The 13,009-nt window shown below is 58.7% G+C and carries 13 protein-coding genes; 10 read left to right on the top strand and 3 right to left on the bottom strand.

Annotation, left to right across the window (positions count from 1 at the left end; translation table 11 throughout):
- Positions 1 to 117: 117 nt before the first annotated feature.
- Positions 118 to 2,169 (bottom strand): methionine--tRNA ligase, encoded by a 2,052-nt coding sequence (gene metG / locus ACW9IR_RS19100; RefSeq protein ID WP_457464660.1) that lies wholly within the window; start codon positions 2,167 to 2,169, stop codon positions 118 to 120.
- Between the two features lie 155 nt (positions 2,170 to 2,324).
- Here metG and apbC point away from each other — a divergent pair, with 155 nt between their 5' ends.
- Positions 2,325 to 3,419, top strand: a complete 1,095-nt coding sequence (gene apbC, locus ACW9IR_RS19095) for an iron-sulfur cluster carrier protein ApbC (RefSeq protein WP_457464658.1) — start codon at positions 2,325 to 2,327, stop codon at positions 3,417 to 3,419.
- A 131-nt stretch (positions 3,420 to 3,550) separates the two neighbouring features.
- Here the strand turns inward: apbC and ACW9IR_RS19090 are convergent, their stop codons facing one another.
- Positions 3,551 to 4,309: an SDR family oxidoreductase gene (locus ACW9IR_RS19090; RefSeq protein ID WP_053123391.1), complete on the bottom strand. Its 759-nt coding sequence runs from the start codon at positions 4,307 to 4,309 to the stop codon at positions 3,551 to 3,553.
- A 164-nt stretch (positions 4,310 to 4,473) separates the two neighbouring features.
- On the opposite strand from ACW9IR_RS19090, the gene ACW9IR_RS19085 reads away from it, so the two are divergent.
- The 4 genes from ACW9IR_RS19085 to groL all read left to right on the top strand — a co-directional run bounded on the left by ACW9IR_RS19085 (position 4,474) and on the right by groL (position 7,998).
- Positions 4,474 to 5,205 carry a HugZ family pyridoxamine 5'-phosphate oxidase gene (locus ACW9IR_RS19085; RefSeq protein WP_102901044.1) on the top strand — a complete coding sequence of 244 codons (732 nt, stop codon included), beginning with the start codon at positions 4,474 to 4,476 and terminating at the stop codon, positions 5,203 to 5,205.
- A gap of 65 nt (positions 5,206 to 5,270) precedes the next feature.
- Positions 5,271 to 5,747, top strand: coding sequence for an FxsA family protein (locus tag ACW9IR_RS19080; protein ID WP_102901046.1), 477 nt, complete (start codon positions 5,271 to 5,273; stop codon positions 5,745 to 5,747).
- Between the two features lie 260 nt (positions 5,748 to 6,007).
- Positions 6,008 to 6,301 (top strand): co-chaperone GroES, encoded by a 294-nt coding sequence (locus ACW9IR_RS19075; protein WP_007916610.1) that lies wholly within the window; start codon positions 6,008 to 6,010, stop codon positions 6,299 to 6,301.
- A gap of 50 nt (positions 6,302 to 6,351) precedes the next feature.
- Complete coding sequence (groL, locus tag ACW9IR_RS19070; RefSeq protein ID WP_457464654.1) at positions 6,352 to 7,998, top strand: chaperonin GroEL; 1,647 nt, start codon at positions 6,352 to 6,354, stop codon at positions 7,996 to 7,998.
- 192 nt (positions 7,999 to 8,190) lie between these two features.
- Here the strand turns inward: groL and ACW9IR_RS19065 are convergent, their stop codons facing one another.
- Positions 8,191 to 8,934, bottom strand: a complete 744-nt coding sequence (locus ACW9IR_RS19065) for a phosphatase PAP2 family protein (RefSeq protein WP_457464652.1) — start codon at positions 8,932 to 8,934, stop codon at positions 8,191 to 8,193.
- Positions 8,935 to 9,155: 221 nt separating this feature from the next.
- Between ACW9IR_RS19065 and colR the strand changes: the two genes are divergently transcribed.
- The 5 genes from colR to ACW9IR_RS19040 all read left to right on the top strand — a co-directional run bounded on the left by colR (position 9,156) and on the right by ACW9IR_RS19040 (position 12,882).
- A complete protein-coding gene (colR, locus tag ACW9IR_RS19060) occupies positions 9,156 to 9,827 on the top strand; it encodes a two-component system response regulator ColR (RefSeq protein WP_095123294.1) in 672 nt (223 codons plus the stop codon).
- The gene (locus tag ACW9IR_RS19055; RefSeq protein ID WP_102901049.1) at positions 9,827 to 11,101 is read left to right on the top strand and encodes a sensor histidine kinase; all 1,275 of its coding nucleotides are present in this window, start codon (positions 9,827 to 9,829) and stop codon (positions 11,099 to 11,101) included. The genes colR and ACW9IR_RS19055 overlap by 1 nt, the downstream gene beginning before the upstream one ends.
- 161 nt (positions 11,102 to 11,262) lie before the next feature.
- A complete protein-coding gene (locus tag ACW9IR_RS19050; protein WP_150729712.1) occupies positions 11,263 to 11,931 on the top strand; it encodes a class I SAM-dependent methyltransferase in 669 nt (222 codons plus the stop codon).
- A 4-nt stretch (positions 11,932 to 11,935) separates the two neighbouring features.
- Complete coding sequence (locus tag ACW9IR_RS19045; protein WP_457464649.1) at positions 11,936 to 12,652, top strand: lipopolysaccharide kinase InaA family protein; 717 nt, start codon at positions 11,936 to 11,938, stop codon at positions 12,650 to 12,652.
- 2 nt (positions 12,653 to 12,654) lie between these two features.
- Positions 12,655 to 12,882, top strand: a complete 228-nt coding sequence (locus ACW9IR_RS19040) for a hypothetical protein (RefSeq protein WP_038369054.1) — start codon at positions 12,655 to 12,657, stop codon at positions 12,880 to 12,882.
- Positions 12,883 to 13,009: the final 127 nt, after the last annotated feature.

Here is a 13,009-nt window from a genome sequence, read left to right as displayed (position 1 = left end):
AACGGGCGGGTGTCTCATAAGGTTAGGCATTATCCGGCAGCCGCGGTGTGTGGGCCAGATATGAAAAATCCCACCGACATGCGAGGCACGCCGGTGGGATCGATCTGCAACAGTCGCTTACTTGATGCGCTGACCCGGCTTGGCGCCGCTGTCCGGGCTCAGCAGGTAGATTTCTTCACCGCCAGGGCCGGCCGCCATCACCATGCCTTCGGAGATACCGAACTTCATTTTCCGTGGCTTGAGGTTGGCGATCATCATGGTCAGGCGACCATCGAGTTTGGACGGATCCGGGTATGCGCTCTTGATGCCCGAGAACACGTTGCGTTGCTCGTCACCGATATCCAGTGTCAGGCGCAGCAGCTTGTCGGCACCCTCAACGTGTTCGGCCTTGACGATCAGCGCGACGCGCAGGTCGATCGCGGCAAAGGCATCGAAGTCGATTTCCGGCGACAGTGGATCCTTGGCCAGTTCGCCGTTGCCGGCAGGCGCAGCAGCACCGGTGTCGGTCTGGCTGGCGGTGAGGTCTTCTTTCGAGGCGTCGCTCATGGCTTGCACTTTTACCGGGTCGATGCGGGTCATCAACGGTTTGAATTCGTTCAACTGGTGGTTGGTCAGCAGCGTGGTGTGGTCGTTCCAGGTCAGCGGGGCGACATTGAGGAACGCCTCGGCATCGGCGGCCAGCAGCGGCAGCACCGGTTTGAGGAAGATCACCAGTTGGCGGAACAGGTTGATGGCGGTGGCGCAGATCGCCTGGACTTCATCCTGCTTGCCTTCCTGTTTGTTCAACGACCACGGCGCTTTGTCGGCGATCCACGCGTTGGCACGGTCGGCCAGGGCCATGGTTTCACGCATGGCACGGGCGAAGTCGCGGGCTTCATAAGCATCGGCAATGCTTGGCGCGGCAGCGAGGAAAGCCTCGGTCAGCTCTGGTGCGGCATTGGTGCCGACCAGCAGGCCAGCGTTACCTTTCTGGATGAATCCGGCGCAACGGCTGGCGATGTTGACCACTTTGCCGACCAGGTCGGAGTTGACCTTCTGCACGAAGTCTTCGAGGTTCAGGTCGAGGTCATCGACGCCACGACCGAGTTTGGCCGCGTAGTAGTAGCGCAGGTATTCCGGCGACAGGTGATCCAGATACGTTCGGGCCTTGATGAAGGTGCCGCGCGACTTGGACATCTTCTGGCCGTTGACGGTCAGGTAGCCGTGCACGTTGATGCCGGTCGGCTTGCGGTAGCCCGCGCCTTCGAGCATCGCTGGCCAGAACAGCGCGTGGAAATTGACGATGTCCTTGCCGATGAAGTGGTACAGCTCGGCGGTGGAGTCCTTGCCCCAGAACGCGTCGAAATCCAGTTCCGGCGTGCGCTCGCAGAGGTTCTTGAAGCTGGCCATGTAGCCGATTGGCGCGTCCAGCCACACGTAGAAATACTTGCCCGGCTCGCCCGGGATCTCAAAACCGAAGTACGGCGCATCGCGGGAGATGTCCCACTGTTGCAGGCCGGCGTCCAGCCATTCGGCGATCTTGTTGGCGACGGCGTCTTGCAGGGTGCCGCTGCGGGTCCAGGTCTGCAGCATTTGCTGGAAGTCTGGCAGTTTGAAGAAGAAGTGCTGGGAATCCTTGAGCACCGGGGTGGCACCAGAGATAGCCGACTTCGGATCCTTCAGGTCGGTCGGGGCGTAGGTCGCGCCGCATTTTTCGCAGTTGTCGCCGTACTGGTCTTCAGTGCCGCATTTCGGGCAGGTGCCCTTGATGAAGCGGTCGGCCAGGAACATTTTCTTTTCCGGGTCGAAATACTGGGTGATCGAGCGTTGGGCGATGTGCCCGGCGTCACGCAGCTTGATGTAGATCTGGCTCGACAGCTCACGGTTTTCTTCGGCGTGAGTGGAGTGGAAGTTGTCGAAATCAACCAGGAACTCGGCAAAGTCGGCGCTGTGTTCAGCCTGCACATTGGCGATCAGTTGTTCCGGGGTGATGCCTTCCTTTTCCGCGCGCAGCATGATCGCCGAACCGTGGGCGTCGTCGGCGCAGACGTAAATGCATTGATTGCCGCGATGCTTCTGGAAGCGCACCCACATATCGGTCTGGATATATTCCAGCATATGGCCAAGGTGAATCGAACCGTTGGCGTAGGGCAGGGCGCTGGTGACGAGGATCTTGCGTGGTTCGGACATGTGGGGCTTCGCTACTTGATGAAACGGAGGTCGGCCACTATAAAGCGCCGGGCAAGATATTTCACCCCTGCAAATCGTTGCCGGGCATGCCGTCCGGAGGATAGAAGGGGTAGGATAGCCGCCATCTTTTCCCAGTCTTGTTATCGGAGTTGCCCATGAGCGCCATCACTCGCGCAGCGGTGGAAGCCGTCCTCAGCCAATACACCGACCCTTACCTGAACCAGGACCCGGTCAGCGCCGGTTGCGTGAAGCACATCGAGATCGTCGGTGATCGCGTCACCGTGCAGCTGGAAATCGGTTATGCCGCCGGCCTGTTCAAAAGCGGATGGGCGCAAATGCTGCAATTGGCCATCGAGAACCTTGACGGTGTCGCGGCCGCGAAAGTAGAGATCAATACGGTCATCGCCGCGCACAAAGCCCAGGCGCAGATCCCGGGGCTGGCCAACGTCAAGAACGTGGTCGCCGTGGCCTCGGGCAAGGGCGGTGTGGGCAAGTCGACCACCGCCGCCAACCTCGCGCTGGCCCTAGCCCGTGAAGGCGTCAAGGTCGGCATTCTCGACGCCGATATCTACGGCCCGAGCCAAGGCATCATGTTCGGCATCCCCGAGCGCACCCGCCCTGAGGTCAAGGACCAGAAGTGGTTCGTGCCGCTCAAGGCTCACGGCGTTGAGGTCATGTCGATGGCGTTCCTGACCGACGACAACACGCCGATGGTCTGGCGCGGGCCGATGGTCTCCGGCGCACTGCTGCAACTGGTCACGCAAACCGCGTGGGGCGATCTGGACTATCTGGTTATCGACATGCCGCCAGGCACTGGCGATATCCAGCTGACTTTGGCGCAAAAAGTCCCGGTGGCCGGCGCGGTGATCGTCACCACGCCACAGGATCTGGCGTTGCTGGATGCGCGCAAAGGCGTGGAAATGTTCCGTAAGGTCAACATTCCGGTACTGGGTGTGGTGGAAAACATGGCCGTGCACATCTGCTCGAACTGCGGGCATGCCGAGCATCTGTTCGGTGAGGGCGGTGGTGAGAAACTGGCGACCCAATACGGCGTAGAGCTGCTGGCTTCGCTGCCGCTGTCGATGTTGATCCGCGAGCAGGCCGATGGCGGCAAGCCAACGGTGATCGCCGAGCCGGACAGCCAGATTTCCATGGTCTATCAGGAACTGGCCCGCCACGTCGGCGCGCGGATTGTATTGCAGGAAGCGGCGACGCCGGCGATGCCGAATATCACTATCAGCGACGATTGATCAATCAGCAACACCGATAACCCTGTAGGAGTGAGCCTGCTCGCGATAGCGGAATAACATTCAACAGATTTGTTGAATGAATGACCGCAATCGCGAGCAGGCTCACTCCTACATTTATTTTGTGTTGGCAGTCAGATGCGCAACCCGCCATCCATCTCCAGAATCCGTCCGGTGTAATAGTCGTTTTCGAAGATATACGCCGCCGAATGTGCAATTTCTTCCGGCTTGCCCATGCGCTTGAGCGGAATCCCCGAAGTCATCTTCTCCAGCGCTTCCGGTTTCATGCCCAGGGTCATCTCGGTTTCGATGAAACCCGGTGCAATCCCCGCTACACGAATGCCATAACGCGCCAGTTCTTTCGCCCAAGTCACCGTCGCCGCCGCTACACCGGCCTTGGCCGCGGAATAATTGGTCTGGCCAACGTTGCCTGCACGCGAGATCGACGAGATGTTGATGATCGCGCCGCTGTTCTTCAGCTCGACCATTTTCGCCGCCACCTCACGGGTGCAGAGGAACACGCCGGTCAGGTTGACGTCGATCACCGCCTGCCACTGTGCCAGGCTCATCTTGGTCATTTCGCCGTCCTTGACCTTGAGCAGCAGGCCATCACGGAGGATCCCGGCGTTGTTGATCAGGCCATGAATGGCACCGAAGTCGGCGGCAACCTGAGCAACCATGTGCTCGACCTGCTCTTCATTGGCGACGTTGCACAGATAGCTGCGCGCCTCGACGCCCTTGGCCTTGCAAGCCGCGACCGCGTCGTCGAGCTTTTCCTGATTGAGGTCGACGAGGGCGAGCTTCGCGCCTTTGCCGGCGAAATACTCGGCCATCGAACGGCCCAAACCCTGGCAACCGCCAGTGATAATGATTACTTTGTCGTTGAGTTGCATTCGCATGCCCCGATAGCAGGTCTGAGTAGTTTTTGTTTTCAGCGACTCCCGATCTGCACCGGCCGTGGCTGGGTTGCACATGAGAATTGCCCGCTGGCGTGACTGGGACTTGATCCCGGGCGCCTGTCCGTTTTTTCGACGGATTCTATTTAAGGAGTCATAAATTGAGCGTTGAAGTGGCGAAGAATGCCCGAGAATTGCTTCTCAAGGAATACCGTGGAGTGCTGTCGACCCACTCCAAATCGATGCCCGGTTTTCCCTTTGGCTCCGTGGTGCCTTACTGCCTCGACGAGCAGGGCCGCCCGCTGATCCTGATCAGCCGCATCGCCCAGCACACCCACAACCTGCAAAAAGACCCGAAATGCTCGATGTTGGTGGGCGAACGTGAGGCCGATGACGTACAAGCCGTTGGTCGCCTGACCTATCTGGCCGAGGCGCAAAAGCTTGCAGACGCGGCCAGCATTGAAGCGGCGGCCGAGCGTTATTACCGCTATTTCCCTGACTCGCAGAACTATCACAAGGCCCACGACTTCGATTTCTGGGTATTGAGCCCGGTGCGCCACCGCTACATCGGCGGTTTCGGCGCGATTCACTGGATTGACCAACTGACCCTGGCCAACCCGTTTGCCGGCAAAGCCGAAATCGGCATGGTCGAGCACATGAATAGCGACCATGCCAAGGCCATTGCGCACTACGTCGATCTGGCCGGTCTGCCGAAAAGCGTACCGGCGCAACTGGCCGGGATCGACAGCGAAGGCATGCACCTGCGCATCGGTCAGGCGCTGTACTGGCTACCGTTTCAAGCCTCTTGTCATACGCCGACACAAGTGCGCGAAGCCTTGGTTTCATTGGCTCACGCACAGGTCTGGCCAAAAAATGCAGTGGTCGACGCTTGAATTCACGAAAGGGCGACGTCATCTAAGGCTTACTGCAAGGCATTTCTTGCGTTGAGGAAACTTTGATGCGCCCTTTTCTGTTGCTCTTTCTGCTGTTTCCAGTGCTGGAGCTGTTCGTATTCGTCAAAGTGGCAGGTTCCATCGGGTTTTTCCCGGCCCTGCTGCTGATTATTCTCGGCTCGATGTTCGGCGTGTTCGTGCTGCGCGTCGCCGGTCTGGCTACGGCCCTGCGTGCCCGTGAAAGCCTGAACCGTGGCGAACTGCCTGCGCAAACCATGCTTGAAGGGCTGATGCTGGCTTTGGCCGGTGGTCTGTTGATCCTGCCTGGCTTTATCAGCGATGTGGTCGGTCTGGTCATGCTGCTGCCGTTCACGCGTCGTCTGCTGGCGAATAAAATGCGCCAGCGCGCCGAAGAGCAGGCCATGCGTCAGCGCGCGTTCGCCGACGACCTGCAACCCCGTGGCGGTCCTGCACCGCGTCAGCCTCTGGGCCGCGAGGGTGATGTGATCGAAGGCGAGTTCGAACACCGCGACAGCAAGTAACTGCGTTATCGACACGGCACCTGCGGGTGCCGTGCTCGTTTATGGGCCGCATTTATGCAGAACATCGGTGAAAAATTTTTCGCCTGGCCCTTGTAATAAGCTTATGCGCCCTTATGTATCGGTCACCGAAAGGTTTCTGGCATTTGAGCCAGTCAGTCTTCCGCGGTTCGCTCGACGAACCGCAACCGGCGCAGGCCGGATTTGTTAAACCCGCCGGGACTACACCGGCCGATGAAAACCACAATTAGGAGAGATCGACAATGAAGCTTCGTCCTCTGCATGACCGCGTCGTAATCCGTCGCAGCGAAGAAGAAAAGAAAACCGCTGGCGGTATCGTCCTGCCAGGTTCGGCTGCTGAAAAAGCCAACCACGGTGTGATTCTCGCTGTAGGCCCGGGCAAAGCTCTGGAAAACGGCGAAGTGCGCGCACTGTCCGTTAAAGAAGGCGACAAGGTTGTGTTCGGTCCTTACTCCGGCAGCAACACTGTGAAAGTCGACGGCGAAGACCTGCTGGTAATGAGCGAGAACGAAATCCTCGCTGTTATCGAAGGCTGATACCCCCGTTCATTTTCCCGCTACTACAAAGTATTTAAGGAATATCGATCATGGCTGCTAAAGAAGTTCTGTTTGGCGATTCCGCCCGTAAAAAAATGCTCAAGGGCGTCAACGTCCTGGCTGACGCAGTAAAAGCGACCCTGGGCCCGAAAGGCCGTAACGTGATCATCGAGAAGAGCTTCGGCGCTCCGACCATCACCAAGGACGGCGTTTCCGTCGCCAAAGAAATCGAACTCGAAGACCGTTTCGAAAACATGGGCGCGCAGCTGGTCAAAGACGTTGCCTCCCGTGCCAACGATGACGCTGGTGACGGTACTACCACCGCTACCGTTCTGGCTCAGTCGATCGTCAACGAAGGCCTGAAAGCCGTCGCTGCCGGCATGAACCCGATGGACCTGAAGCGCGGTATCGACAAAGCGACCATCGCTATCGTCAAAGAGCTGAAGAACCTGTCCAAGCCATGCGCTGACACCAAGGCCATCGCTCAGGTAGGCACCATCTCGGCCAACTCCGACAGCTCCATCGGCGACATCATTGCCGAAGCCATGGAAAAAGTCGGTAAAGAAGGCGTGATCACCGTTGAAGAAGGCACTGGCCTGGAAAACGAACTGTCGGTTGTAGAAGGCATGCAGTTCGACCGTGGCTACCTGTCCCCGTACTTCGTCAACAAGCCGGAAACCATGGTTGCCGAACTGGACAACCCACTGGTGCTGCTGGTCGACAAAAAGATCTCGAACATCCGCGAAATGCTGCCAGTGCTGGAAGCCGTTGCCAAAGCCGGCCGTCCACTGCTGATCGTTTCCGAAGACGTTGAAGGCGAAGCCCTGGCGACTCTGGTTGTGAACAACATGCGTGGCATCGTTAAAGTCGCAGCCGTCAAGGCGCCAGGCTTCGGCGACCGTCGCAAGGCCATGCTGCAGGACATCGCCGTTCTGACCGGCGGTACCGTTATCTCCGAAGAGATCGGCCTGAGCCTGGAAGCCGCTACCCTGGAAAACCTGGGCAGCGCCAAGCGCGTGACCATCTCCAAGGAAAACACCATCATCGTTGACGGTGCTGGCGTTGCAGGCGACATCGAATCGCGTATCGCTCAGATCCGCGCCCAGATTGCCGAAACTTCCTCGGACTACGATCGTGAAAAACTGCAAGAGCGTCTGGCCAAGCTGTCCGGCGGCGTTGCAGTGATCAAGGTTGGCGCTGGTTCCGAAGTTGAAATGAAAGAGAAGAAAGCCCGCGTTGAAGACGCCCTGCACGCAACTCGCGCAGCCGTTGAAGAAGGCGTGGTACCTGGCGGTGGCGTTGCGCTGATCCGCGCTCTGGAAGCCATCCTTGACCTGAAAGGCGACAACGCTGATCAGGACGTTGGTATCGCTGTTCTGCGTCGTGCTGTTGAAGCGCCGATGCGTCAGATCGCTTCCAACTCCGGCGACGAGCCAAGCGTTGTGGTCAACGAAGTCAAGAACGGCAAAGGTAACTTCGGTTACAACGCTGCTTCCGGCGAATACGGCGACATGATCGAAATGGGCATCCTGGACCCAACCAAGGTAACCCGTTCCGCTCTGCAGGCTGCAGCCTCGATCGGCGGTCTGATTCTGACCACCGAAGCAGCTGTGGCTGACGCGCCGAAGAAAGACGGCGGCGCTGGCGGCGGCATGCCAGACATGGGCGGCATGGGTGGCATGGGCGGCATGATGTAAGCCAGCCTTACCCCTGTAACGCAAAACCCCGCTGACGAAAGTCAGCGGGGTTTTTTATTGTCCGTATTTCAGCGTTATAACAATCCCCTGTGGGAGCGAGCCTGCTCGCGAAGGGGGCGGATCAGCCAGCATTAATGTTGAATGACACAGCGCATTCGCGAGCAGGCTCGCTCCCACAATTGGATCTATATTTCAGGCGCTGACCGGTTGTGCCTTGACCACGGCCTCGGTTTTCACCGCCGGGCGATACAGCACCCAGTAATACGACCCCAGACAAATCAGCCAGCAGAAAATCGCCGTCCACACGTTGTGCGAGAAGAAGTGTGCGCCCTGCATCATCCGGCTGATCGAGAACACCGAACCCAATGCAAAGGCAAAGATAAACGCCTGTCTGGCCAGACGCGGCCGCCGATCACGCAGGACAAAGAACAACGCAAACAAAGTAAACCCCGTCGCCGCATGACCACCCGGCCAGCAACGCCCGGGTTTGTCGGTCTGCGGGCGATGCTCCATCAACTTGCTATAGGTTTCATGGCCACCGAATTGCTCCAGGCTCCACGGGCATTGCACCGCAGTCACGGCTTTGACCGGAGTGACAAACGAGGTCGCCAGGCCCAGCGACAGCACCAGGCAGCCCAGCTCACGCTTGAACGGTTTCAGTCTGCCGACGAAGAACGAGCCGATAAAACCGAGGATGGCAAACACCGAGAACGCAATGACCACTTGTTTGGCCCGGTCATGCAGGATGTCCTCGAGGAAGAAACTATGCCGCCCGATAAAGTCGCCCGCAACCGGGTCGTAGAACAGGCGGGCCAGATACATGTCCAACTCGGTCAATTCGAGCAGTACCAGAATGACCGCCGCGACGGCGGGTATTCCCAGACACAACCAGAAATTCAGTGGCCTGGAAACGGGACGGGCAGAAGTCGACGCCATGGGCAATTCCTTGGTCGGTAAGTATGTTCTGAGGAGCGCAACCGCGCGGAGTCTGCGCGTGCGGGCGTCGCCGATTTGTTAACCGAAAGTGAAAAAAACGTTGGCGTGCGCAATGAGCATTTTTATCGCTAAACAACCCGACACACGCCTAGCCCTGAGCCACACTTGGCCGTAAGCTGCGCGGGCCAAGTAGGCCGTTACCCCGTACGGAGGAGGTGCCCATGCGAATTCTGTTGGTCGAAGACAACCGCGACATCCTGGCCAATCTGGCCGATTATCTGGGCCTCAAAGGCTATACCGTCGATTGCGCCCAGGACGGTCTGTCGGGTCTGCATCTGGCCGCCACCGAGCATTACGACCTGATCGTGCTCGACATCATGTTGCCGGGCATCGACGGCTACACCCTGTGCAAACGCCTGCGTGAAGATGCCCGCCGCGACACGCCGGTGATCATGCTCACTGCTCGTGATCAGCTCGACGATCGTCTGCAGGGTTTCAAGTCTGGGGCTGATGATTATCTGATCAAGCCATTTGCCTTGTCCGAGCTGGCCGCGCGGGTCGAAGCGGTGATGCGCCGTGCGCAGGGTGGTGGCCGCCGTGCGCTGCAGGTCGCCGATCTGAGCTACGACCTCGACACGCTGGAAGTGACCCGCGACGGCAAACTGCTGAAGCTCAACCCGGTAGGCCTCAAATTGCTGGCGGTGTTGATGCAGAAAAGTCCGCACGTGCTACGTCGGGAAATTCTCGAAGAAGCGCTGTGGGGCGATGATTGCCCGGACAGCGACAGCCTGCGCAGTCACGTTCACCAATTGCGTCAGGTGATCGACAAACCGTTCACCAAACCATTGCTGCACACCGTGCACGGCGTGGGTTACCGGCTGGCCGATGTGTAATGGAGTTTAAGCAAAGCCTATCCCAGCGGATCATTATTGCCTTTGCCTTGATGAGCGCCCTGGTCGCCGGTGCCTTTGCCATGGGCATCGTCGCGACCGTGCACCTGGTCGAAGAAAAGCTGATTTCGGCAGGGCTGGGCGGTGATCTGCAGCGTTTGCTGCTGATGGACAACGTTTCGGACTGGAGCCACCGTCCGGAGCCGGATCAGTTGTTCTATTTCAGCGGCGGACCGGGCGATTTCGAGTTGCCCAAGGATCTGCGCCACCTCGACTCAGGTTTCCATGAAGTGTTTCGCGAGCAGCTGTCGTATCACGCGATGGTCGAAATCGTCGACGGTCGACGTTACGTATTGCTCCAGGATCAAAGCGATTTCGAAGAGCGCGAACGCGTGCTGTTTGCCGTGGTGCTGGTGGGTTTCGTGCTCAGCCTGGCATTGGCGGTGTTCCTTGGCTGGGTGCTCGCGCGCAAGGTGATGGCGCCGGTGGTGCGCCTGGCCCGGCAGGTGCGCCACCGCGACCAGTTACTCGGGCTGGCACCACCGCTGGCACCGGATTATGCGGCTGACGAAGTCGGCGAACTGGCGGTGGCGTTCGATGCCACGCTGGGACGTCTGCGTCAGGCGCTGACCCGCGAGCGTTTGTTCACCAGCGACGTCAGCCATGAATTGCGCACGCCGCTGATGGTGCTGGCCAGTTCCTGCGAGCTGCTGCTGGAAAACCCGGGGATCGACCAGCGTGGTCGCTCTCAGGTCGAGCGTATTGCTCGCGCCAGTGAGGAAATGCGCGAGTTGGTGCAAACCTTCCTGATGCTGGCGCGCGCCCAGCATGAAGATGCCGGCATGGCACTTCAGCAAAACCTCTCGCAAGTCGCCGAAAATCTGTTGTGTCTGTGGCGCGGGCCGATCGAGAGCAAGGGCTTGGAACTGGTCTTCGAACCGGGCAGTCCATCAGACATTCGCTACAACGCGACCCTGTTGAATGCCGTGATGGGCAACCTGTTGCGCAACGCGCTGCATTACACCGAAAGCGGTTTCATTCGCCTGACACTCAATGCCAACGGCTTCGCGGTCGAAGACTCCGGCGTCGGCATCCCGGAAGAAAAGCGCGAAGCCATGTTCGAGCCTTTCGTGCGTGGCAGCGAAAAGCGCGGCGAAGGTCTGGGGCTGGGGTTGTCGCTGGTGCAGCGGATCTGCGAGAACCAGGGCTGGACCGTCAGTTTGAGCACGATGGAACCGAATGGCTGCCGCTTCGAAGTGGATCTTGGCAAAATCTGACGCAGGGGGTGGCGCAAGGCTACTCCCTCTAACCTGTCTGAATCCTGTATAACGCTGTAATAATTTGTCTGTTTACCTGACATTTTTTTCACAAATGGATGACCTGACGCTGACACGCCGCTCCCTAAGGTGGTGCCATCAGCAATTCAGGAGTCCTGGTGATGGCCGGCCCAATCAAACTCGATTTTTCCGAGAAGTACGACGATCAGCACGCGCAGAAATATCTGCGCAAGCACAAGGAAAGCCTTGGACGTCGGCTCTCTCACTGGCGTGATGAACAACTGGCTCGCAAGGCGCTGGCGCTGGTCGGCGAGCCGGGGCTGGTGCTGGATCTGCCTTGCGGTGCAGGGCGGTTCTGGCCATTGCTGGGCGAAAAGGCCAACCGGGTGATCATCGGCGCGGACAATTCCGAGTCGATGATCACGACGGCCATGCAAGCGCAACCGGCCGATGTGGTGAAACGGGTACAACCCTTGCACACATCTGCGTTCGACATTGCCTTGCCGGATAACGCCGTCGACAGCATTTTCTGCATGCGTCTGCTCCACCACATCGGTGAAGCCGAGCATCGCCGGGCGATTCTGCGCGAGTTCGAGCGTGTCACCCGGGACAGTGTGATTGTTTCGCTGTGGGTCGACGGCAATTTCAAGGCCTGGAAACGCCAGCGTGCCGAGCGCAACCGTGACAAACGCGAGTATCAGAATCGCTTTGTGTTACCGGCCGCTACGGTGGAAAAGGAGTTCGAGGAGGCAGGTTTTCGAATTCAGGAACAACTGGACTTTATTCCGCTCTATGCCATGTGGCGAGTTTACGTATTACGCAAGAGGTAACAGGATGGCAGTGCAATTGGCAGCAGAAACGGAAGTCGCTTCGCAAGATCGCTTTGACTATTACTGGAACCAGCGCGGCGAGTGGGTGGAAGAACCCAATGTTCGACGCGGTGGCGAAAGCGGTGTGCAACGTATCGTTGGGCGCGACGGACAACTGCTGTACGCCAAGCGTCAGACCGGACATATCTACCGCAGCTGGTTGCATCCGTTCGGCCGTCCGACCGTATTGCGCGAACTCGACGCACTGACCGGCGTGAGCAAGCTCGGTGTGCGCGTGCCGCAAATCGTTTTCTGCGGCGCCCAGCCTGATCCGCAGCACAAATGGCGTGCACTGCTGGTCACCAAATCCCTGGACGGTTTCCAGGAACTGGAACATTGGCTGGCGGCGGCCGGCGGTCGCGATCAGTGTGGCGACGGGGTGTATGAGCGTGTGCTCAAGGACCTCGCCGAGAACCTGGCGCGCATGCACAAGGGCCGTTGGCAGCACAGCTGCATCTACATCAAGCACGTGTTTGTGCGGGTGACCGGTGAAGGCGAGTCGGCCAAGGTCGAGGTCGCTTTGATCGATCTGGAGAAATGCCGCCAGCGTCTGACCGCCTATCGCGCGGCCTCCCATGACATGAAGCAATTGCGCCGCCACTCGTCGTTCCGCGACGCGGACTGGAAGAAACTCGTCTACTTTTATGAGACGGCGTTTGGCAGCGCTATCAAAGGTTTATAGCGATGAAACTAGAAATTGCACGAGGTTTGTTTTTGGTTGGAGCCTTGGCAGTTGCGTCATTGGCGGTGGCTGCCTGGGAGCAGCCTCGCATGCAGGTGGTTGGCGCGTCTGTAGACGACGCCCACTGCGCAGTCCCACGGGTGGCGAAAGCCTCCGTGGCGACCCAACCTGATCATGATCTGTTGTTGTTCATGTTCGGACTTTCTCAAGGGATGAGGCCGCAAAGTTGAACCGATTGAAGCCCAAATAAAAGGCCTCGCAGATGCGAGGCCTTTTTTTATGCCTGGAGCAACGCAGATCCCTTGTAGGAGTGAGCCTGCTCGCGATAGCGGTCTGTCAGTTAATAATGATTTGAAT

It is taken from the genome of Pseudomonas sp. SDT291_1_S447, from assembly GCF_054070155.1.
The sequence above is the reverse complement of the archived record's forward strand: the minus strand, read 5'-3'. Positions and strand labels throughout refer to the sequence as shown.

What these genes read in the sequence shown, in the direction of transcription:
- metG (WP_457464660.1), bottom strand. Translation starts at nt 2,169, where the DNA reads ATGTCCGAACCACGCAAGATCCTCGTCACCAGCGCCCTGCCCTACGCC.
- apbC (WP_457464658.1), top strand. Translation starts at nt 2,325, where the DNA reads ATGAGCGCCATCACTCGCGCAGCGGTGGAAGCCGTCCTCAGCCAATAC.
- ACW9IR_RS19090 (WP_053123391.1), bottom strand. Translation starts at nt 4,309, where the DNA reads ATGCAACTCAACGACAAAGTAATCATTATCACTGGCGGTTGCCAGGGT.
- ACW9IR_RS19080 (WP_102901046.1), top strand. Translation starts at nt 5,271, where the DNA reads ATGCGCCCTTTTCTGTTGCTCTTTCTGCTGTTTCCAGTGCTGGAGCTG.
- ACW9IR_RS19075 (WP_007916610.1), top strand. Translation starts at nt 6,008, where the DNA reads ATGAAGCTTCGTCCTCTGCATGACCGCGTCGTAATCCGTCGCAGCGAA.
- groL (WP_457464654.1), top strand. Translation starts at nt 6,352, where the DNA reads ATGGCTGCTAAAGAAGTTCTGTTTGGCGATTCCGCCCGTAAAAAAATG.
- ACW9IR_RS19065 (WP_457464652.1), bottom strand. Translation starts at nt 8,934, where the DNA reads ATGGCGTCGACTTCTGCCCGTCCCGTTTCCAGGCCACTGAATTTCTGG.
- colR (WP_095123294.1), top strand. Translation starts at nt 9,156, where the DNA reads ATGCGAATTCTGTTGGTCGAAGACAACCGCGACATCCTGGCCAATCTG.
- ACW9IR_RS19055 (WP_102901049.1), top strand. Translation starts at nt 9,827, where the DNA reads ATGGAGTTTAAGCAAAGCCTATCCCAGCGGATCATTATTGCCTTTGCC.
- ACW9IR_RS19050 (WP_150729712.1), top strand. Translation starts at nt 11,263, where the DNA reads ATGGCCGGCCCAATCAAACTCGATTTTTCCGAGAAGTACGACGATCAG.
- ACW9IR_RS19045 (WP_457464649.1), top strand. Translation starts at nt 11,936, where the DNA reads ATGGCAGTGCAATTGGCAGCAGAAACGGAAGTCGCTTCGCAAGATCGC.
- ACW9IR_RS19040 (WP_038369054.1), top strand. Translation starts at nt 12,655, where the DNA reads ATGAAACTAGAAATTGCACGAGGTTTGTTTTTGGTTGGAGCCTTGGCA.